18 protein-coding genes are annotated in these 19,679 nt (G+C 46.9%); 12 read left to right on the top strand and 6 right to left on the bottom strand.

Annotated features, from left to right (window positions below; all coding sequences use genetic code 11):
* The first annotated feature begins 68 nt into the window (after nucleotides 1-68).
* Both AC9UGD_RS04985 and AC9UGD_RS04980 read left to right on the top strand, forming a co-directional pair.
* The gene (locus tag AC9UGD_RS04985) at nucleotides 69-1,613 is read left to right on the top strand and encodes an ABC transporter permease (RefSeq protein WP_509570397.1); all 1,545 of its coding nucleotides are present in this window, start codon (nucleotides 69-71) and stop codon (nucleotides 1,611-1,613) included.
* A 2-nt stretch (nucleotides 1,614-1,615) separates the two neighbouring features.
* Nucleotides 1,616-2,704 carry an ABC transporter permease gene (locus tag AC9UGD_RS04980; protein WP_509570395.1) on the top strand — a complete coding sequence of 363 codons (1,089 nt, stop codon included), beginning with the start codon at nucleotides 1,616-1,618 and terminating at the stop codon, nucleotides 2,702-2,704.
* 4 nt (nucleotides 2,705-2,708) lie between these two features.
* Here the strand turns inward: AC9UGD_RS04980 and AC9UGD_RS04975 are convergent, their stop codons facing one another.
* Nucleotides 2,709-3,272, bottom strand: coding sequence for a hypothetical protein (locus AC9UGD_RS04975; protein ID WP_509570392.1), 564 nt, complete (start codon nucleotides 3,270-3,272; stop codon nucleotides 2,709-2,711).
* Between the two features lie 32 nt (nucleotides 3,273-3,304).
* On the opposite strand from AC9UGD_RS04975, the gene AC9UGD_RS04970 reads away from it, so the two are divergent.
* Both AC9UGD_RS04970 and AC9UGD_RS04965 read left to right on the top strand, forming a co-directional pair.
* Nucleotides 3,305-4,951, top strand: a complete 1,647-nt coding sequence (locus AC9UGD_RS04970; protein WP_509570390.1) for an ABC transporter ATP-binding protein — start codon at nucleotides 3,305-3,307, stop codon at nucleotides 4,949-4,951.
* A gap of 10 nt (nucleotides 4,952-4,961) precedes the next feature.
* A complete protein-coding gene (locus AC9UGD_RS04965) occupies nucleotides 4,962-5,576 on the top strand; it encodes a trimeric intracellular cation channel family protein (RefSeq protein WP_509570387.1) in 615 nt (204 codons plus the stop codon).
* On the opposite strand, the gene tgt is transcribed toward AC9UGD_RS04965, so the two are convergent.
* Both tgt and AC9UGD_RS04955 read right to left on the bottom strand, forming a co-directional pair.
* The gene (tgt, locus tag AC9UGD_RS04960) at nucleotides 5,573-6,841 is read right to left on the bottom strand and encodes a tRNA guanosine(34) transglycosylase Tgt (RefSeq protein WP_509570384.1); all 1,269 of its coding nucleotides are present in this window, start codon (nucleotides 6,839-6,841) and stop codon (nucleotides 5,573-5,575) included. The two genes, AC9UGD_RS04965 and tgt, sit on opposite strands and share 4 nt — an antisense overlap.
* Complete coding sequence (locus AC9UGD_RS04955) at nucleotides 6,813-8,762, bottom strand: M13 family metallopeptidase (RefSeq protein ID WP_509570381.1); 1,950 nt, start codon at nucleotides 8,760-8,762, stop codon at nucleotides 6,813-6,815. The genes tgt and AC9UGD_RS04955 overlap by 29 nt, the downstream gene beginning before the upstream one ends.
* Before the next feature lie 66 nt (nucleotides 8,763-8,828).
* Between AC9UGD_RS04955 and AC9UGD_RS04950 the strand changes: the two genes are divergently transcribed.
* Nucleotides 8,829-9,350 (top strand): MarR family winged helix-turn-helix transcriptional regulator, encoded by a 522-nt coding sequence (locus AC9UGD_RS04950; protein ID WP_509570378.1) that lies wholly within the window; start codon nucleotides 8,829-8,831, stop codon nucleotides 9,348-9,350.
* Nucleotides 9,351-9,399: 49 nt separating this feature from the next.
* Here AC9UGD_RS04950 and AC9UGD_RS04945 read toward each other — a convergent pair whose 3' ends face one another.
* The 3 genes from AC9UGD_RS04945 to panB form a co-directional block, all read right to left on the bottom strand.
* Nucleotides 9,400-9,798, bottom strand: coding sequence for a hypothetical protein (locus AC9UGD_RS04945; RefSeq protein ID WP_509570375.1), 399 nt, complete (start codon nucleotides 9,796-9,798; stop codon nucleotides 9,400-9,402).
* A 226-nt stretch (nucleotides 9,799-10,024) separates the two neighbouring features.
* On the bottom strand, nucleotides 10,025-11,317 hold the full coding sequence (locus tag AC9UGD_RS04940; protein ID WP_509570372.1) for an MFS transporter: 1,293 nt from the start codon (nucleotides 11,315-11,317) through the stop codon (nucleotides 10,025-10,027).
* 26 nt (nucleotides 11,318-11,343) lie between these two features.
* Nucleotides 11,344-12,156, bottom strand: coding sequence for a 3-methyl-2-oxobutanoate hydroxymethyltransferase (gene panB / locus AC9UGD_RS04935; RefSeq protein ID WP_509570370.1), 813 nt, complete (start codon nucleotides 12,154-12,156; stop codon nucleotides 11,344-11,346).
* A gap of 110 nt (nucleotides 12,157-12,266) precedes the next feature.
* On the opposite strand from panB, the gene AC9UGD_RS04930 reads away from it, so the two are divergent.
* The 7 genes from AC9UGD_RS04930 to AC9UGD_RS04900 all read left to right on the top strand — a co-directional run.
* The gene (locus AC9UGD_RS04930; RefSeq protein WP_509570368.1) at nucleotides 12,267-13,916 is read left to right on the top strand and encodes an NAD+ synthase; all 1,650 of its coding nucleotides are present in this window, start codon (nucleotides 12,267-12,269) and stop codon (nucleotides 13,914-13,916) included.
* 206 nt (nucleotides 13,917-14,122) lie between these two features.
* Entirely contained in the window at nucleotides 14,123-15,049 is a 927-nt protein-coding gene (gene cysK, locus AC9UGD_RS04925; RefSeq protein ID WP_509570365.1) for a cysteine synthase A, read from the top strand.
* Between the two features lie 3 nt (nucleotides 15,050-15,052).
* Nucleotides 15,053-15,565: a serine O-acetyltransferase gene (gene cysE / locus AC9UGD_RS04920; RefSeq protein WP_509570362.1), complete on the top strand. Its 513-nt coding sequence runs from the start codon at nucleotides 15,053-15,055 to the stop codon at nucleotides 15,563-15,565.
* A gap of 45 nt (nucleotides 15,566-15,610) precedes the next feature.
* Nucleotides 15,611-16,915 carry a glutamine synthetase family protein gene (locus tag AC9UGD_RS04915; RefSeq protein ID WP_509570359.1) on the top strand — a complete coding sequence of 435 codons (1,305 nt, stop codon included), beginning with the start codon at nucleotides 15,611-15,613 and terminating at the stop codon, nucleotides 16,913-16,915.
* Nucleotides 16,916-16,936: 21 nt separating this feature from the next.
* Nucleotides 16,937-18,652 (top strand): 2-isopropylmalate synthase, encoded by a 1,716-nt coding sequence (gene leuA / locus AC9UGD_RS04910; RefSeq protein ID WP_509570356.1) that lies wholly within the window; start codon nucleotides 16,937-16,939, stop codon nucleotides 18,650-18,652.
* 22 nt (nucleotides 18,653-18,674) lie between these two features.
* Nucleotides 18,675-19,406, top strand: a complete 732-nt coding sequence (recO, locus tag AC9UGD_RS04905) for a DNA repair protein RecO (RefSeq protein WP_509570353.1) — start codon at nucleotides 18,675-18,677, stop codon at nucleotides 19,404-19,406.
* Nucleotides 19,403-19,679, top strand: a 277-nt coding sequence (locus AC9UGD_RS04900; protein WP_509570351.1) for an undecaprenyl diphosphate synthase family protein, incomplete at its 3' end; no start/stop codon positions are given. The genes recO and AC9UGD_RS04900, both read left to right, overlap by 4 nt.

Raw genomic sequence — 19,679 nt, 5'->3', positions numbered from 1 at the left:
GCGTCCTTTGGCTGTATAGTCGCCCAGTAATTTAAGTTCACATTCATTTCGAGGGGAATACACAACACATGGCAGCCTTTATTCTTAGACGGCTCGGGGTCTTGGGTGTAATTCTTTTTGGATCTAGCTTTATCTTGTACAACCTTGCTGCGATTTCAGCAGATCCTTTGGCCGATTTGCGATTGAGCACAGATCCGGACAGAGATGCAAAAATTTTGGTTCTAACACGCGAACTCCAACTGGATGTTCCACCACCTTTGCGCTATTTCTTGTGGCTGCGAGGGGTCTTTGGAGTATTTGTAGGAAAGCCCGACTTCGGTGTTGGCCGCGATGGCTTGGCCGTTCTCGACTCATTAGCTCTGGCAATTCCCGTAACTCTACGTTTGGTATTTGCTGCAACTTTGCTTGCAGCAGTTTTGGGAATCATGATCGGTATCGTTACCGCACTTCGCCAGTACAGTCGCTTTGATTACTCAATGACATTTGTTGCATTCCTACTGTTCTCGCTACCAATCTTCTGGGTCGCTGTTCTGCTAAAAGAGTATCTAGCGATTTCATTTAATGACTTTTTGCGAGAGCCAAATATTCCATTTAATTGGTTAATCGGAATTGGACTTGTCACAGGTTTGTTTTGGGCATCGGTTGTTGGTGGCTCGCGAAAAACGTACTGGACTACATATGGTGTTGCCTTTGTCGCATCCACAATTTTGGTCTACACAATTGGTGCTACAGGTTGGCTCCTAAACCCATCACTCGGTCCTATCGTTATCTTGGCACTTTCAATCGGAATTGCATTTGGTGTTACTCAACTGTCAGTTGGGTTGACCAACAAAGCTGCCCTCCGTGCATCTTTAACTATGGCCGGACTTTCAATTGTTGCTTTTTACCCAGTCAATTGGGTCTTCGACAATCACCCAGGCTCACTTAGCATTTTCCTAATGGTGTGCGCGCTCATTACTACAGCCGTATTTGTCGGATTGGCTTTCGCAAAGATCGATCGCGCTCCAGTTGTTCGAACCACAATTATCACTGCAGTTCTTTCAGCTAACTTGGTTTTGGTCGATAAGTTCATGCAGACCTGGAAGCCATATATGGAAACAGATGCAATTAACTATCGACCGGTTCCAACCGTTGGTGAAAGAAATGATCTATTAGATTTAACTGATTTCTGGATCTCTGGTTTAGATGTGATCACTCACCTATTTTTGCCAACGCTTGCTCTAACTCTTATTGGCTTTGCTGGCTATATTCGTTTTGCTCGCGGAACCCTGCTAGAAGTTTTGAATCAGGATTACATTCGTACCGCGCGCGCTAAAGGACTTTCTGAGCGCACTGTGATTATGCGCCATGCTTTCCGTAACACAATGATCCCTATGGCAACTATCTTGGTTGCAGATTTTGCAGGTGTGATCGGTGGAGCATTCATCACGGAAAGCGTATTTGCCTGGGCCGGAATGGGAACCCTTGGGTTGTCGGCAATTCGTGGACAAGACCTAAACCTCTTAATGGGAGTCTTTTTTGTGACAGCAACTATGGCGGTATTGGCTAACTTCGTTGCAGATTTGTTGTACTCAGCCTTAGACCCACGTATTCGAGTAGGAAGTGGTGCATAAAGATGGCACGCAAATCAAAGGCCAGCGTTGAGTCAACAGAGGTTCTCTCTGGTGAAAACGCAATTCAAAACAAGGAAATTGAAGGCTTAAGCCAGGGCCAAATTGTTCGCAAGCGATTCTTTCGCCACCGCGCAGCTGTAATTTCTCTGGGCACCATTTTCAGCATTGTTCTGATTTCCTTCTCTGCTCTAGATTTTAAACTCTTTGGAGTACTGCGAATTCCTGGTTGGTGGAAGTGGACACCAGAGGATTTGCCAGAGCTTCGTTTTGGAGATTGCCCTGGAGGAACAGTTGGATGTCCAACGATTTCTTTCCGCCCTAAGTTTTTAGGTGGAGAAGGTATTGGACTAGGCACTCATCCATTTGGACAAGATGACATTGGCCGTGATTATTTCGCATTAGTAATGAAGGGTACGCAACGTTCCCTTTCAGTAATGGTTGTCATTGGCAGCATTGCAGCAACGCTAGGTGTGGTTGTTGGATCAATCGCTGGTTTCTACCGAGGCCGCATTGATGCAATCTTGATGCGTTTTGTAGATTTCATGATCACAATCCCAGTAATCATTATTGGTTCAGTTGTTGGTTACCGCTACGGAAATCTTGGAGCTGTATTCCTTGCCTTATTGCTTGGTTTGTTTGCTTGGACAGGTCTTTCACGCCTTGTACGTGGTGAGTTCTTGTCTCTGCGTGAACGCGAGTTTGTTGATGCTGCTCGTGTTGCCGGTGCGACCAACAAGCGCATCATCTTTAAGCACATTTTGCCTAATGCGATTGGTGTCATCATTGTGTCAGTGACGCTTCTGCTATCGGGTGCGATTTTGCTTGAAACAGCCCTTAGTTACATTGGCTTTGGTGTAGTTCCACCAGATGTTTCCCTGGGTCTACTTATCAGCCAGTACCAGGATTCATTTACAACTCGTCCATGGCTGTTCTGGTACCCAGGTCTATTCATTATTTCTATCGCCCTAAGTATTAACTTTATTGGTGACGGATTGCGTGATGCTTTTGATCCTCGTCAGCGCCGTCGTATTTCTAAGAAAGAACGCCAGGAATCGGCAACAGCTAGAAAGTTGGCACAAGCCAATGATTAAATCTTTAGAAAATGGCTGCGCCTGCACCAATCAGAACCAAAACAACGAAGAGATACAGCCCGCTGTTATCGCTAATGATTTCAAACTCGCTGGCACCCTTAGCAATGAAATCTTTTCTTCGAATATTGGCCATGTATGCGCAGACACCAGAGTCACTTTTAAGCGAGTCACCTACACGTCGCGGAGAATCAGCACCGGGAAGAAGATCAGTTTTGTGCATTCTTCTACTGTGTCGACCACTCGGCGCGGGAGCAGCCCAAGCGTGGTAGGACTCACCTCTGACCTGAATGGACATGCTGTACTTAGTTTCGATCTCCTCAACCAGATCCCACGTAGCGGTGATCTCTTTGGTTGGATTAACAATCTTGATGCCTTCATCAAAGATCACAACGTAGGGCTTAAGGAAGAGCAGGTAAGTACCAATGGCACCAGCGCCGCAGATTCCAATAGTCAGCATGATGTCGCTGGCGTAAAAGAAACTTTGAACAATAAAACCACCAAAGAAAGCGATCAGGATCCATCCACTAGCAATCGCACTACCGGGTCTGAACTTTTCACTATTCGTCATTTCGCAAGTTTCTCACAGATGGGGTCAACCAAATGATTAAGCCAGTCTTAGAGATCAAAGATTTTAATGTTGATTTCTGGGTAGATGGAGTGTGGTACCCAGCTGTTATCGGTATGAACCTCTCTCTTGAACCCGGCAAAGTCACCGCCATCGTTGGTGAATCAGGTTCTGGTAAGTCCACAACAGCACTTGGCTTGATGTCACTTTTGGCATCAAATGCTCGCATGTCTGGATCTGTCAAAGTTAAAGATCAAGAAATGCTTAATGCAAAGGGAGCAACGCTTCGTAAGTTCCGTGGAAAAGAAGTTGCTTACATTTTCCAGGAGCCAATGACTGCACTTAACCCTATTTACACAATTGGTTTCCAGATTATGGAAACACTGCGTAATCACTTTGATATGGGTCCAAAAGAGGCACATGCTCGTGCTTTGGAATTAATCACCATGGTTGATATTCCAGATCCAGCAAAGTCAATTGATAAGTACCCACATCAACTTTCAGGTGGACAGCGTCAGCGCGCAATGATCGCTCAAGCACTTGCGTGCGATCCAGGACTTTTGGTTGCTGACGAACCAACAACTGCGCTAGATGTAACTGTTCAAGCTGAAATTCTTGATTTAATGCGTGGACTAAAAGATAAGCTCAATTCAGCGATTCTTTTGATCACGCATGACATGGGCGTTGTTGCTGACATGGCTGACGAAATTCTTGTAATGAAGGATGGAATCACTGTTGAATCTGGAACAGCAGATCAGATTTTTAATAAGCCACAGCATCCGTACACGCAACAATTGCTAGGTGCGGTGCCAAAGCTTGGATCAACGAAGAAGCGCGAGCTTCCTTACGCAGAAAGCGCGAAACCAGCACCAGTTTTGAAGTTAGACAATGTCACCATCGAATACCCAAAGCGTGGCCGTATTCCAGCTTTTGTGGCGGTTAAAAACTTCAGCCTGGAAATCTACCCAGGTGAAATCGTTGGACTAGTTGGTGAATCAGGGTCTGGTAAGACAACAGTTGGTCGCGCATCAATTGGATTACTACCAATTAAGGAAGGCTCACTTGAAATTGTTGGCAAGGACATCAGCCATGCAACTCAAAAAGAGCTGTTCACAATTCGTCGCCACACCGGAATTGTTTTCCAAGATCCTGCATCATCACTTAATCCGCGCCTTCCAATTGGTGAGTCAATTGGCGAGCCTTTACTACTGGCAAAGATTGCAAAGGGTCCGGATCTAGCACGCATGGTTGAAGAGCTTCTGGATCAGGTAGAACTTCCACGTAGTTATCGCAACCGTTACCCACACGAGCTTTCAGGTGGACAGCGCCAACGCGTAGGTATCGCCCGTGCCTTGGCATTGACGCCAGATCTGCTGATCGCTGATGAACCAACATCAGCGCTAGATGTTTCTGTTCAGGCACGTTTCTTGGATCTGTTGCAAGAGCTACAAGGCAAGTTGAACTTTGCCTGCTTGTTCATCTCGCACGACTTAGCAGTTGTTGACATCCTGTCGCACCGAATTGCAGTAATGCAAAATGGTCTGCTGGTTGAAGAAGGCGATCGTGATCAGATCTTGAAGAATCCAAAGAATGATTACACCAAGCGTTTAATTTCTGCGGTTCCAGTTCCAGATCCTGCAGAACAACGCATTCGCCGCGAAGCACGTTTAGCTCAAAAGTAATAACCCTGTCATGGATCTAGACCTTTTGGTTTTTGGTCTAGACCTTGTTTCAACCTTTGCATTTGCACTAGTTGGCGCGCGCGTTGCGGCAAATAAAGGTTTAGATTTTGGTGGGATTTTATTCATTGCAGCGGTTGCATCAATTTCAGGTGGCACATTGCGCAATCTTTTTATGGGGGAGCAGCCACCATGGGTACAACGCCCTTGGTTATTTGCACCAATCGTTGCTGCATTTTTAATCACCATTGCTCTGGGCAAAAAACAAGCAGTTGGTCGCATCGCTTTATCCCTAGATACTTTGGGGCTGGCTGTTGCAACAGTTTCTAGCGTGCAGTTTGCATTGATCAATGAAGCACCCATAGTTGCAGCAGCTGTCTTAGGTTTAATTGGCGCGGTATCTGGTGGATTATTCAGAGACATCATGTGCCAAACAGAGCCGGTGTTATTGCACCGCGAAACAATCGGAACCGCCTGCTTGTCGGGCGCCATTGTTTACTTAGCCCTTGATGCTTTCAATCTCAACGAAGCGGCTGTCGTCGCAGTGGCCGGGATCGCTGTGGTTTTGGTGCGCGAGTTATCGATCAAATTCAATTGGAACTTGCCCACAATCGTTAAGGGCAATTAATCCCTGGCTTGACCGCTTCGGTGGGTGTAGCGGCCTAAGAAATCAGCCTTCATGTCGGCAAAGTTTCCATCTAACAATGCCTGGCGCATCTGATCTACCAACCGCACAATAAATCTTTCATTATGAATCGTTGCCAAGGTCGCGCTAATGATTTCTTTGCCACGGAATACATGGTGCATATACGCCCGTGTGTAATGCGTACAGGTGTAACAGTCACACTCATCGTCAATTGGGGTGAAATCCCGCTTAAATCGGCTGTTAGACAGGTTAAAACGCCCTTCCATCGTGTACACGGCGCTCGTGCGTGCGATTCGGCTGGCCAATACGCAGTCAAAGGTGTCACAGCCGTTTTCAACGCCAACAAATAGATCTTCTGGCGCACCGATCCCCAAAAGATGTCGGGGCTTGTCTTCGGGCAATATTTCATTGACCCACGAAACGATGGTTCCCAGTTGTCCCTTATCTAACGCGCCACCGATTCCGAATCCATCAAAGGACTGACCGCTAGATTCCAAAGTTCCAAGATCTGTGGCCGCCTTTTTGCGAAGGTCTTCGTATTGGGCCCCTTGGATGACACCAAATAATGCTTGATAGGGCTTGGTCGCACGGTCATCAGTTAATCGCTTATGTTCATCAAGACATCTAATAGCCCAGGCATAGGTGCGATCCATGGCCAGTTCTTGATACGGGCGAGTGTTGTGCAAGGTCGTGCATTCATCAAAGGCAAACATGATGTCAGCCCCGATCTGGTGCTGCACCTGCATCGAAACCTCTGGAGTAAAGCGATGCATGGATCCATCAAGGTGTGATTTAAAAGTTACGCCTTCATCATCAACATGTGCCAAACGATCTTTGTTTCCAGCGATCACATCATCTCTGCGAAATGTTTGGGCATCCATTGCTAAAACTTTTTTAAATCCAACGCCAAGTGATAAGACTTGAAATCCACCAGAGTCGGTAAATGTTGGTCCGGGCCAATTCATGAATTCGCCGAGCCCGCCAGCCTCATCCAGGATGTCAGAGCCCGGCTGCAAATACAGGTGATAAGCATTAGACAACAGTGCTTGCGCACCTAAATCTGCCATGGCTTCAGGCAGTACAGATTTAACCGTTGCCTTTGTGCCCACCGGAATAAAAGCTGGGGTTTGAATTGACCCATGAGGTGTATTGATAGTTCCAACACGTGCAAGCGAGTTGCTGTCAGCGTGCTTGATATCAAATGAAAAACTCAAAGTGTTACCAAATCTGAACTCGCGATTGTTCATCGAGCCAGAGAGCATCTTTTTCAGTTACGCCGAAGGCTTCATAGAACGGAGTGAAGTTTTTAAGGATTTGGTTGCATCTAAATTCGGCAGGAGAGTGCGGATCAGTTGCAATGCGACGGCGCATTTCTTCAGGACGAACCTTTGCGCGCCAGATCTGTGCCCAGGAAAGCAGCAACCGTTGTTCGCCACTAAAGCCATCGATGACAGGAGATGGTGTGCCACCCAAAGAAAGTAGATATGCCTTGTAGGCAATCGTTAGCCCACCAAGGTCTCCAATGTTTTCACCAATAGTTAAAGCACCGTTGACATGAACATCTGGTGCCTCTTCTGGAATCAAGGCATCGTATTGAGCAATCAACGCTTTGGTGCGTGTTTCAAAAGCATCACGATCAGCATCGGTCCACCAATTATTCAGCGCGCCATCACCATCGTATTTAGATCCTTGATCATCAAAGCCGTGGCCAATTTCGTGGCCAATTACCGCGCCGATGCCACCGTAATTAACTGCGTCATCATGGTCCAGGCCGAAAAACGGTGGCTGCAAGATGGCCGCAGGGAAAACGATCTCATTCATTACCGGGTTGTAATAAGCGTTAACGGTTTGTGGCGCCATGTGCCATTCATCGCGATCTACTGGCTTTCCAATCTTTGCTAACTCGTGATCGCGCTGGAACTTAATGACCCGGCCAACATTTCCGTATAAATCATCGGCAGTCGTCTGCAAAGCGCTGTAGTCACGCCACTTATCTGGGTAGCCAATCTTGGGACGGAACTTGCCCAACTTTTCTAACGCCTTAACCTTGGTGTCAGGACTCATCCAGGCTAGCTCGTTAATGCTGATGCGATAGGCCTCAATCAGGTTAGCAACTAGCTGTTCCATTCGAGCCTTTGCTTCGGCCGGAAAGTGCTTCTGCACATAAACCTTTCCAACGGCTTCACCCAATGATCCTTCGATCATCGACACTGCGCGCTTCCAGCGCTCGCGAAGTTCAGGTGTTCCGCTAAGTGTCTTGCCAAAGAAGGCAAAGTTTTCATTGACCAGTTCATCTGAAAGATAAGGCGCAGCGCCACTAATGATGTGCCACTTCATCCAAGATTTCCAGGCATTTACATCAAAGTTAGCCAGGATTGAATTGAGGCCCTCAAAAAATGATGGCTGCTGAACAATGACTGAATCCAAAACAATTGCTGGAATTTCACCAGCTGTTAAATAAAGCTCCCAATCAAAAGCAGTCATCAATGCCTTTACCTCTGAGCGGTTCATCTTGTTATAGGTCAGGGTCGCATCGCGATCTTTAACCTGATCCCAATGATGGCTAGCAATGCTGGTTTCAAGTGCCATTACCTGTTCAGCTAATTCTGCGCCGTTGTTGACTCCGGCTAAATCAAACATCTTTGCAACGTGGGCCACATATGCGGTGCGAATATCTGCATACTTTTCTTCGCGGTAGTACGCCTCGTCAGGCAGTGAAATGCCGCCCTGTTGCAAGTACAAAATGTTTGTCGAAGCATCCTTCATGTCTGCGTAAATAAAGGTGCCGAAAATGCCAGAGGTCCCGCGGGCTTCTAATTTCGAAAAGGTAGAAACAAAATCAGTCAATGATGAAATCGAATCAACCTGGGCAAGCTCGCTAGCAATAGGGGAGCCACCTTTTGCATTTACTGCAGCTGCATCCATAAAGGACTTATAGATATTGGAAATCTTGGTCGCCTCATCTGTACCGGTGGCACCTTCGATGATTTCGCGAACCCGAGCTTCAGATTGAATGCGAAGAGTCATGCCGGCGCCGTCACTTGCTCGGTCGGCCGGGATAACTGAAGTCTTTAGCCACTGGCCATTAAAGTGACGATACAAATCATCTTGGGGGCGAACAGTTGAATCCTGATGTGAAAAATCTAGCCCCGCCTTTTTGATACTCACGATCTTCTCCTTTTTAAGTACTGATGAAAGTAGTTGAAGCTTCAACCTTTGCCGTAGACTGCACTCATGGCAAGTGAAAACGCTACCGCACCCCGGTGGCTCAACCCCACTGAAATGAAGGCTTGGCGCCGGTACATCTTGGCTAGCCGCCGCCTAATCGATGTCTTAGATGCCGATCTTGGCGAACATGATTTATCCATGCCTGATTATGAAATATTGGTGCAGCTAAGTGAAGCCCCTGATCGCAAAATGCGTATGAGCGAACTTGCTGCAAACGCCCTGCTGTCACGGTCGCGGCTTTCTCACCGCATGAAGGTTATGGAAAAGGCCGGCTGGGTTAAACGCGAAGCCTGCCCTATAGATAAGCGCGGGTATTTTGCGGTGATGACACCTAAGGGATGGAAGGCGATTGTTACTGCCGCCCCAGATCATGTTGACAGCGTGCGCGCCAGGTTTATGGACCATTTAACAAAAGCGGATCAACAAGTGTTGGCAGAAATTTTTGAACGCATCGAGGAATCACTTCGCAAAGATGCGGTTGAAGAGCAAGTCGTTTGCTTAACAATAAATAAAAGTAAAGGAGCATAAAAAAACCCGCCACATAAAGTGGCGGGTTTTTTTAATATGCTTGAGGGCTTTACTTAGCCTTCTTTGCTGCCTTCTTGCGACGCTTCTTTGGAGCTGCTGTTACTGCAGCTGCCTTCTTGCGACGCTTTGGAGCTGCCTTCTTAGCAGTTGCTTTCTTAGCTGCCTTCTTGCGCTTTGGAGCTGCCTTCTTAGCTGCTGCCTTCTTGCGACGCTTTGGAGCTGCCTTCTTAGCTGCTGCCTTCTTGCGACGCTTTGGAGCCGCCTTCTTTGCAGTTGCCTTCTTAGCTGCCTTCTTGCGCTTTGGAGCTGCTGTCTTCTTAGCTGCTGCCTTCTTGCGGCGCTTCTTTGGTGCTGCTGCTACTGCAGCTGCCTTCTTGCGCTTCTTTGGTGCAGCTGGTGCTGCTGCCTTCTTGCGCTTCTTTGGTGCTGCTTTCTTTGCTGCGGCCACGTACTTCTCCTATCGGAATGGTTCGGATCCGTCACCCAAACCTGTTCATGGATAAGCGTGACATCATTTGGGCAAAAATGCCAACATTTTGTGACAAATAATTTAGTGCGTGTCGCAAATTTATATTTTAATTTATTTATGCATTTGCGGAAATTTCGCCATTTTTTATTTTTGCACTTAAATATTTTTATAAAAAAACACAAAAATCCCAGAAAAATCTGTCAAGTTAGGAATTCTCGTCCTTGGATTGAGGGTTTACGCGTAATTTTTCTGCCATTTTCTGGTTTTCGAGGGCATATTTGTTGGTTCGGATGTCGAATTTTCTAAAATCGGGCAAAAAACTGGCCAGTACTACGACCACGATTACGCAAATAATTCCACCACTTGTTACCGAGAAACTCAAAGTAGTAGCCGCTGCCATTGAAGCTGCGCGCATCTGACCGGCCAGTGGTCCAATTGAATACGACAGCAATTCAATTCCGGCAAGACGTCCTCGAAGATTGTCGGGGATGGTTTGGTTCCACATTGCAGACCTGAAGAGCGCACTAATCATGTCTGAAGCCCCGGCCAGAGTTAGAAATAGAAGTACCAGCCATAGGTAATTGGTGGCACCTGATAACGCAATGGCTACACCCCAGCCGATTGCAGCCCACATAATTGCCCGTCCATAGAAGTGAACATTTTTAGCCCAGCCACTTGTTAGAACAATTGCAATCGAACCAATTGTGCCGGCGGCATACAGCAAACCAAGTGCCCAGGGTGCACCCAGTTGATCTGCCCAAAATGGAATCAAGGCGGTTGGCATTGCAAAAAACATTGCAGCTAAATCAATCAGATATGTGCCCAACAAATCTTTGCGGCTAAAGGCATATTTCACGCCATCAATTAACGCTGACAGGGATGGGGCTTCGGCCTCGTGCGATGGTGGAATATTTTTCATGAATGCGATTAATGCTATGGAAATGATGAAGGTCGCAATATCGGCGGCATAGCCAACTGCTACGGAATACGAGGAAATCAAAACTCCACCAATAGCTGGTCCCACAATTACGCCGATCTGCCAACGCAAACTCATCAACGCCGCAGCAGCTGTCATATCTTCATGATCGACAAGACGTGGAAGGGCGGCCTGCATGGCAGGTTGGCGCAATCCGCTGGTCGCAGCAAATAAGCCCGAGACGATGTAGATCAGTAGCAGGTTGGGTGAATCCATCATCGCGTTGATCAGCAATACTCCGGTGAAGAGAAGGGACAACAGTTCGGTTACCCAGATCAATTTTTTGCGGTCCAAGGCATCGGCCAAGACGCCGCCATAAAGGCCAAAAATAATTAGGGGAACAATTTCAACTAGTCCACTCACGGCAACTGCAACATACGAACCGGTCAGCTCTTTGATTTGAAAGGGCACCGCAACGTAGGTGATCATCGAACCGAAGTAGGAAATCAAGCCGGCAGCCCACAATAAGGAAAAGTCCTTGGACTTTCTTAAAGGCGCTAGATCGATCGTAAAATTGGCCACACGCCAACCCTAGTTGAAGGTCTGGCCTAGTTGAAGGTCTGCGCCTCGGTGGGGAAGTTGCCCGAACGAACATCGTCGGCAAATTCATTGGTAGCAGCCAACATTTCGGCCCGCAAATTGCGATATGCCTTGGCTAACTTCGGGGCTTTTTTAGTTATGCCCATTAAATCTGTCCAGACCAGGACCTGTGCATCGCAATTAACACCGGCACCAATTCCGATTGTTGGAATTGTTAACTCAGCTGTAATTCGAGCAGCTAGTTCAGCAGGGACAAGTTCCAGGACAATCGCAAATGCTCCGGCTGCCTCTAACGCTTTAGCAGCTTCCACAATTACATCGCCATCTGTGCGACCCTGAACTTTGTAACCACCTAATTGATGCAGTGATTGCGGAGTTAATCCCAAGTGACCCATCACCGGTATTCCACTTTTCACAAGTTTTTCAACGGTCTGAATATGTGCGCCTTCCAATTTTACCGCCATGACCCCAGCCTCTTTGAAGAAGCGGACCGATGTTGCCAGTGCTAATTCGGGTGATGCTTCATAAGAACCAAAGGGCAGATCTGCAACGACCATGGCCCGTTGTGATCCGCGGACTACTGCGCGAGCAAGGGGTATAAGTTCATCAACTGTTACTGGGATTGTGTTTTCTTCACCCAGAAAATTATTGCCAGCGCTATCGCCTACAAGCAGAACAGGGATACCGGCCTCATCAAAGATTTCGGCGGTCATGGATTCATAAGAAGTAAGCATTGCCCACTTTTCACTGCGCTTTTTGGCGGCGGCCAAATCTAAGATTGTGATGCGTCGGTGCAGCGCACCTCCGTAAAGGCTTTCCATTTATTGTCCTCTCCTCGAAGCCGCCTGTAGCAGTCCCCGGGCCATTCATATTGACCGGCTCGTAGACTCACCGGTTAATAGCCAAATGCTACCCCCGTTACACTTGAAAAATGAAGTTGCGCGTGGCGCTAGCCCAAATCAACCCAACGGTTGGTGACCTTGCGGGCAATGCTGGGCTGATCGCAGACTCTGTAAAAAAAGCGCAGGCACAAGGTGCCAATCTGATTGTTTTCCCCGAAATGATTGTGACCGGATACCCCGTTGAAGATTTAGCCCTGCGTCCATCTTTTCAAGCCGCGAGCATTAAAGCCGTTGAAGAAATCGCTGCCAGCATCACCGGTGATTTAGTGGCCGTAGTTGGGTATTTAGACAAGGGGCCAAAAAACGCCGTTGCCGTAATTCATGACGGAAAAATTAAGGCGCGATATGTGAAGCGTCATCTTCCTAATTACGGAGTCTTTGATGAGTTCCGAAACTTTGTAGCGGGGGATCAAAGCCTGGTTGTTCGTATCCATGGCGTTGATGTCGCTGTGGCAATCTGCGAGGACATTTGGCATTCATTAGATTCCATCGCAGCACGTACTCCAGGATTATTGGTTGTTCCTAATGGTTCTCCTTTTGAACGCAACAAGGATGATGTGCGTTTAGCTCTTGTGCAAAAGCGGGCCAAGCAAATCGGAGCACCGCTTGCTTACGTCAATATGACAGGCGGCCAGGACGATTTGGTCTTTGATGGCGACAGCATTGTTGTTGGTAAAGATGGCGCTGTCCTTGCACGGACCGCCCAGTTTGATGATCAGTTAATAGTTGTTGATATTGATTGCACTGAAGGCTCAGCACAACCTGATGTAGTTATTTCCGAAGCACCAACCGCACATTCGGATTCAGCAGATTCTTCAATTGCCACAGCACTTTCAGATGATGCTGAAATGTGGAACGCACTTGTTATGGGACTTCGTGATTATGTTGGTAAGAATGGCTTTAGATCAGTTGTCCTTGGGCTTTCAGGTGGAATTGATTCTGCACTGGTCGCGGCTATTGCAATTGATGCCTTAGGTGCACAGCGGGTCAATGGTGTTGCGATGCCAAGTAAGTATTCCTCAAATCATTCTGTTGAAGATGCACAAGCGATGGCAGCTGCCACTGGCATTCACTTCAGGATTACTCCGATTGCACCAATGGTCGATGCCTATATGGATAACCTGGTTTTAAAGGGTTTGGCCGAAGAAAATCTGCAGGCACGAGTTCGCGGAACAACACTGATGGGTATTTCGAATCAAGAAGGACATCTTGTTTTAGCAACTGGCAATAAGAGCGAACTCGCTGTTGGTTATTCAACTCTGTACGGCGATGCGGTGGGCGGCTTTGCACCGATAAAAGATATTTACAAAACCGATGTGTGGGCTTTGTCCAAGTACCGAAATGACGTGGCCAGAGAGCGCGGGGAAGTGCCACCAATTCCGGAGCGATCAATTACCAAAGAGCCAAGCGCCGAATTGCGTCCAGATCAAAAGGATTCAGATTCGTTGCCAGATTATTTGCTGTTGGATCAAGTGTTGCGTGCCTATGTTGACGAGGATCATGGATACGCGGCTTTACTTGCTGATGGTTTTGAACCCGATCTTGTGCGCCGAGTTGTTTCAATGGTGGACAAGGCCGAATACAAGCGTCGCCAATATCCACCTGGCACCAAGGTATCGGTGCGTGCTTTTGGAAAAGATCGCCGTCTGCCGATGACCTCAGGCTGGAAAGAGCAGTAACCTGCAAATCATTTGCAACTCGCTTAAATAATTCTATTCAGTAGAATTTGCACATGCTTACGATCATCAACTGGTTATTTACACGAAACCGTGTTGTTGATTTCTGCCTGGCTACTTCCTGCAGCTGCTAATTCATTTTCTTTTCCGCAGCCCAGCTTTAATCCTTTTTTCCATGAATTACCAAAACTATTTTTTAGGGGAGAACTATGAAGGTCTATAACAGCATCACAGAAATTTTCGGAAACACACCATTGTTGCGCATCAATAAGATCACAGATGGTGCGGCTGGAAATGTTTATGCCAAGCTGGAATTTTACAACCCAACCTCATCTGTTAAGGATCGTCTGGGAGTTGCCATGATTGATGCTGCCGAAGCAAGTGGTGAACTAAAGCCTGGCGGCACAATTGTGGAAGCAACATCTGGAAACACAGGAATTGCGGTAGCGATGGTTGCTGCAGCTCGTGGTTACAAGGCGATTATGACAATGCCTGAATCTGTTTCAAAAGAGCGTCGCAAGCTAATTCGTGCATACGGAGCAGAGTTAGTGCTGACTCCTGCTGCCGAAGGCATGAAAGGCGCAGTTGCCGCTGCAGAAAAGCTTGCTGAATCTGGTGCTGTTTTGGTTCGCCAATTTGAAAACGAAGCTGGTCCATTTATTCACCGCACAACAACCGGCCCAGAAATCTGGCGCGATCTAGATGGCAAAGTTGATGCATTTATTTCAGGTATTGGTACTGGCGGAACAATTACAGGCACCGGTCAATACTTAAAGGAAAAGAATCCTGCAATCAAAGTGTTTGGTGTCGAGCCAGCAGCATCACCAATTTTAAATGGTGGAGAGCCAGGTCCACACCCAATCCAAGGAATTGGGCCTAACTTCATTCCTAATGTTTTGGATCGCTCTGTTTATGATGAGATCTTGGATGCAACTGCAGCAGATGCAATTAAGTACGCACGTCGCGCAGGAGCCGAAGAAGGCTTCCTTGCCGGAATTTCTTCAGGTGCAACTTTGTGGGCGGCATCAGAGATTGCAAAGCGTCCAGAGTTTGCAGGCAAGAACATTGTTGTTATCTGTGCTTCAAATGGTGAGCGTTACCTATCAACAGTGTTGTACGAAGATTTGGTTGATTAATTAATGCCGATTCTAAGTCGCATCATTGAAGACCTTGATAACGCAATCAGTCATGATCCGGCTGCGCGCAATCGTTTAGAGGTCGCTTTGGCATACCCAGGTGTGCATGCGATTTGGGGTCACCGAATTTCACATTTTTTGTGGAATCATAAACTTAAGCTTGCTGCGCGAATTCATTCAAATTTAGTACGTTCAACAACAGGAATTGAAATTCATCCAGCAGCAAAAATCGGACGACGTTTCTTTATTGACCACGGCATGGGAGTCGTCATCGGCGCAACATCAATCATCGGCGATGATGTGATGATGTATCACGATGTAACTCTTGGTGCTCGCGGGATTGAACATGGCAAGCGCCATCCAACCGTCGGAAACAATGTAGTAATCGGTGCTGGTGCCCGCGTGCTCGGAAATGTCACGATCGGCGAAGGCTCGCGCATCAGTGCCAACGCTGTAATCACCAAGGACTTAGCTCCTAAAACAGACCTGGATCACGCTGATTTCTTTGTTATCTAGGGGTAGTTAACACAGTCGTAACCTGAATTTGTAACAATGCCACTTATGTCGACAGATCTAAAGAAGCAGCAAGAATTCGTACTTCGCACTCTGGAAGAACGCAATATTCGCTTTGTGCGTTTGTGGTTTACCGATGTCTTGGGATTTTTAAAATCTGTAGCGATTGCACCTGCAGAACTTGAAAATGCCTTTGATGAAGGAATTGGCTTTGATGGTTCTGCTATCGAAGGTTTTGCTCGTATAACTGAATCTGACATGTTGGCAAAACCAGATCCTGCAACATTTTCTATTTTGCCATGGCGAACTGAAGCACCAGGTGCTGCGCGCATGTTCTGTGACATCACAATGCCAGATGGTTCTGCTTCTCCATCTGATCCGCGCAATGTTTTGCGTCGAACATTAGATAAAGCTGCCACTATGGGTTACACCTGTTACACACATCCTGAAATTGAATTCTTCTTATTTAAAAACCCACCTGAAACAGGAGTTGCACCAGTTCCTGTAGATCAAGGTGGGTATTTTGATCACACGCCTGCTGTAGTTGGCCACGACTTCCGTCGCCAAGCAATTACATTGCTTGAAGCTATGGGTATCAGTGTTGAATTTTCACATCACGAGGGTGCTCCTGGTCAGCAAGAAATCGATTTGCGGTATGCAGATGCATTAACAACAGCGGATAACATCATGACTTTCCGGCATGTGATTAAAGAAGTTGCCATGGATCAGGGCTTCCACGCATCGTTTATGCCAAAGCCTTTTACACATCATCCTGGCAGCGGAATGCATACACATGTTTCACTCTTTAAAGGTGAAGACAACGCTTTCTATGATTCAACTGCCGAATTTAATTTGTCAGCAGTTGGGCGTTCATTTGTCGCAGGCCTTATTAAGCACGCACCAGAAATCACTGCCATAACAAATCAGTGGGTAAATTCTTATAAGCGTTTACACGGTGGGGGAGAAGCACCGGCACTTGCCAATTGGGGTCAAAGCGATCGTGGCGCATTAGTTCGTATCCCGATGTATAAGCCAAAGAAGGAAAACTCAACACGCATCGAATTTCGTTCACCGGACACCGCCTGTAATCCATACCTTGCTTATGCAGTTATGTTGGCAGCTGGATTAAAGGGCATTGAAGAGAAGTATGTTTTAAGTGATTCGAAGGATGCTGTTGCTTTACCTTCAAATCTGAATGAAGCAATTACGGCAATGGAAAATAGTGAATTAGTGCGCGAGACCTTGGGAGAGCATGTATTTGAGTATGTACTGCGCAATAAGCGCGCAGAATGGCTCGATTACAGCCGCCAAGTCAGTGCATACGAATTGGATCGTTATTTGCCCGTCCTTTAAGTCACGCGTTACCCTTAGCAAGTGAACTTCCCAGAGCAGCGCCCATCAAAGATGCCGGTGCATCGCTATGAGCCTTTTCACCCTGTAGATCTTCCAGATCGCACCTGGCCAAATAAGAAAATTACCAAAGCGCCTAAATGGTGTTCAGTTGATCTTCGCGACGGAAATCAAGCGCTGATTGATCCAATGGATACTCCGCGCAAATTAGCAATGTTTAAGTTGTTAGTTGCAATGGGATACAAGGAAATTGAAGTTGGATTTCCAAGTGCGAGCCAGACTGATTTTGACTTTGTTCGAAAGATTATTGATGAGAACTTGATTCCTGATGATGTTGTTATTCAAGTTTTAACTCAGGCACGCGAATCCTTGATTATCCGCACCTTTGAAGCAATCAAGGGTTCTGAGCAGGCGATTGTGCACTTATACAATTCCACATCTACCTTGCAGCGACGAGTAGTTTTTGGGCTAGAAAAAGATGGCATCAAAAAGATTGCAACCGATGCCGCCAAAATCTGTTTAGATTTAGTAGCAACAGTTCCTGAAACCAAGGTTTCGTTTGAATACTCACCTGAGTCATACACCGGCACAGAGCTTGAGTTTGCGGTCGAAGTTTGTAACGCAGTAAATGATGTCTGGAAGCCAACTCCGCAATGGAAGACGATTATGAACCTTCCGGCAACAGTTGAAATGGCTACACCTAATGTTTATGCCGATTCAATTGAATGGATGTGCCGCAACCTTAATAATCGTGAGAGCGTGATTGTTTCACTCCACCCTCACAATGACCGAGGCACGGGAGTTGCAGCGGCTGAGCTTGGTTATTTAGCGGGCGCAGATCGCATCGAAGGAACATTATTTGGAAATGGCGAACGTACCGGAAATGTTTGTCTTGTAACCCTAGGAATCAACTTGGTTACACACGGTATTGATCCACATATTGATTTTTCAAATATCGATGAAGTGCGTCGCACCGTTGAATACGCCAACCAATTGCGTGTCCCGGAGCGACATCCTTATGGCGGCGACCTGGTATTCACCGCCTTTTCTGGTTCACACCAAGATGCAATTAAGAAAGGCTTTGATCATTTAGCACGCGATGCAAAAGCTGCCGGCAAAGAAGTACGTGATCACACCTGGGCTATTCCTTATTTGCCTATCGATCCACTTGATATTGGTCGTTCATACGAGGCTGTTATTCGCGTTAATTCACAATCGGGTAAGGGCGGTGTTGCCTACTTGATGAAGAATGAACATCACCTCGATTTGCCTCGTCGTTTACAAATTGAATTCTCGAAAAATGTTCAGGCAAAAACAGATGCCGAAGGCGGCGAAGTAAGTGCCGAAGATCTGTGGAACATTTTTGAAGATGAATACTTACCAACAGAAAGCACGCCATGGGGACGTTTCCGTCTAAAGGGTCTGTCACAAAATTCAGTACTTGGCGAAGATGTTTACTTGACTGTTGCACTGACTGATCGCGGCGAAATGCAGGAACTTAAGGGACAAGGAAATGGTCCAATTGCAGCTTTCTGCAATATTTTGCAGGCTTACGGAGTAGATGTCCAAGTGCTGGATTACTTCGAGCATGCGTTATCTGCAGGTGGCGACGCCTCTGCCGCTGCATATCTTGAATGTTCAATCGATGGCGAAGTCTTCTGGGGCGTCGGAATCGATCCCAACACGACAACTGCTTCCTTAAAAGCGGTCGTGTCTGCGATAAATCGCGCAATTCGCTAACGCACGCACTACCTTTACCCGTATGAGTTTGTACCGGGACGAGGCAATTGTTTTACGCACTCAAAAACTCGGAGAAGCAGACCGCATCATCACAATGTTAACTCGTGACCATGGACGCATTCGTGGGGTGGCAAAAGGAGTTCGCCGAACAAAATCAAAGTTTGGTGCTCGATTAGAGCCAGGAAGCCATGTTGATATTCAGTTGTATACCGGAAAAACTTTTGACACGGTCACACAAGTAGAAGCATTAATGAATTACGGTGAAGCGTTGACCGAGGATTATCAACGCTGGACAGTTGCTGCAGCGATTTTGGAAGCAGCAGAGCGATTTACTAGCCAAGAAAATGAACCAGCACTTCAAGAGTTTCAATTAGTTGTTGGTGGCATGAAAGCTTTGGCAGAAAATAGATATGAACCGCTTTTGATCCTTGATGCATTTTTACTGCGGTCATTAGCAGTCGCCGGTTATGCACCATCAATGACGATTTGTTCCAAGTGTGAAGCACCGGGACCACATAGATACTTTTCATTAGTAGGCGGTGGATCGGTATGCGCAGATTGTCGACCATCTGCATGTGCAACTCCTGCCCCAGAAACGCTAGATCTCATGGGCGCGTTGCTTTCTAGTGATTGGGATCTTGCATCTGCAAGTGAAGGAAAATTTCGCCGAGAGGCTAGTGGTTTAATTGCAGCTTACTTACAATGGCATCTTGAACGCGGGCTACGTTCTTTACCGATGGTGGAGCGGGTATGACAATAAAGATTCCTAATCACGTTGCAATAGTGATGGATGGCAATGGTCGTTGGGCACAAAAGCGTGGACTGCCTCGCACAGCAGGACATGAGGCCGGCGAAGTAGCTCTATTTGATGTTGTTGAAGGCGCAATTGAATTTGGTGTTAAAGAAATCAGCGCATATGCATTTTCAACTGAGAACTGGCGGCGATCACCTGAAGAGGTCAAGTTCTTGATGGGCTTTAACCGGGATGTTATTCGCAGACGCCGCGATCAGATGAATGAGATGGGTG

It is taken from the genome of Candidatus Planktophila sp. (assembly GCF_044232745.1).
In the GTDB taxonomy this organism is placed as follows: Bacteria; Actinomycetota; Actinomycetes; order Nanopelagicales; family Nanopelagicaceae; genus Planktophila.
The sequence above is the reverse complement of the archived record's forward strand: the minus strand, read 5'-3'. Positions and strand labels throughout refer to the sequence as shown.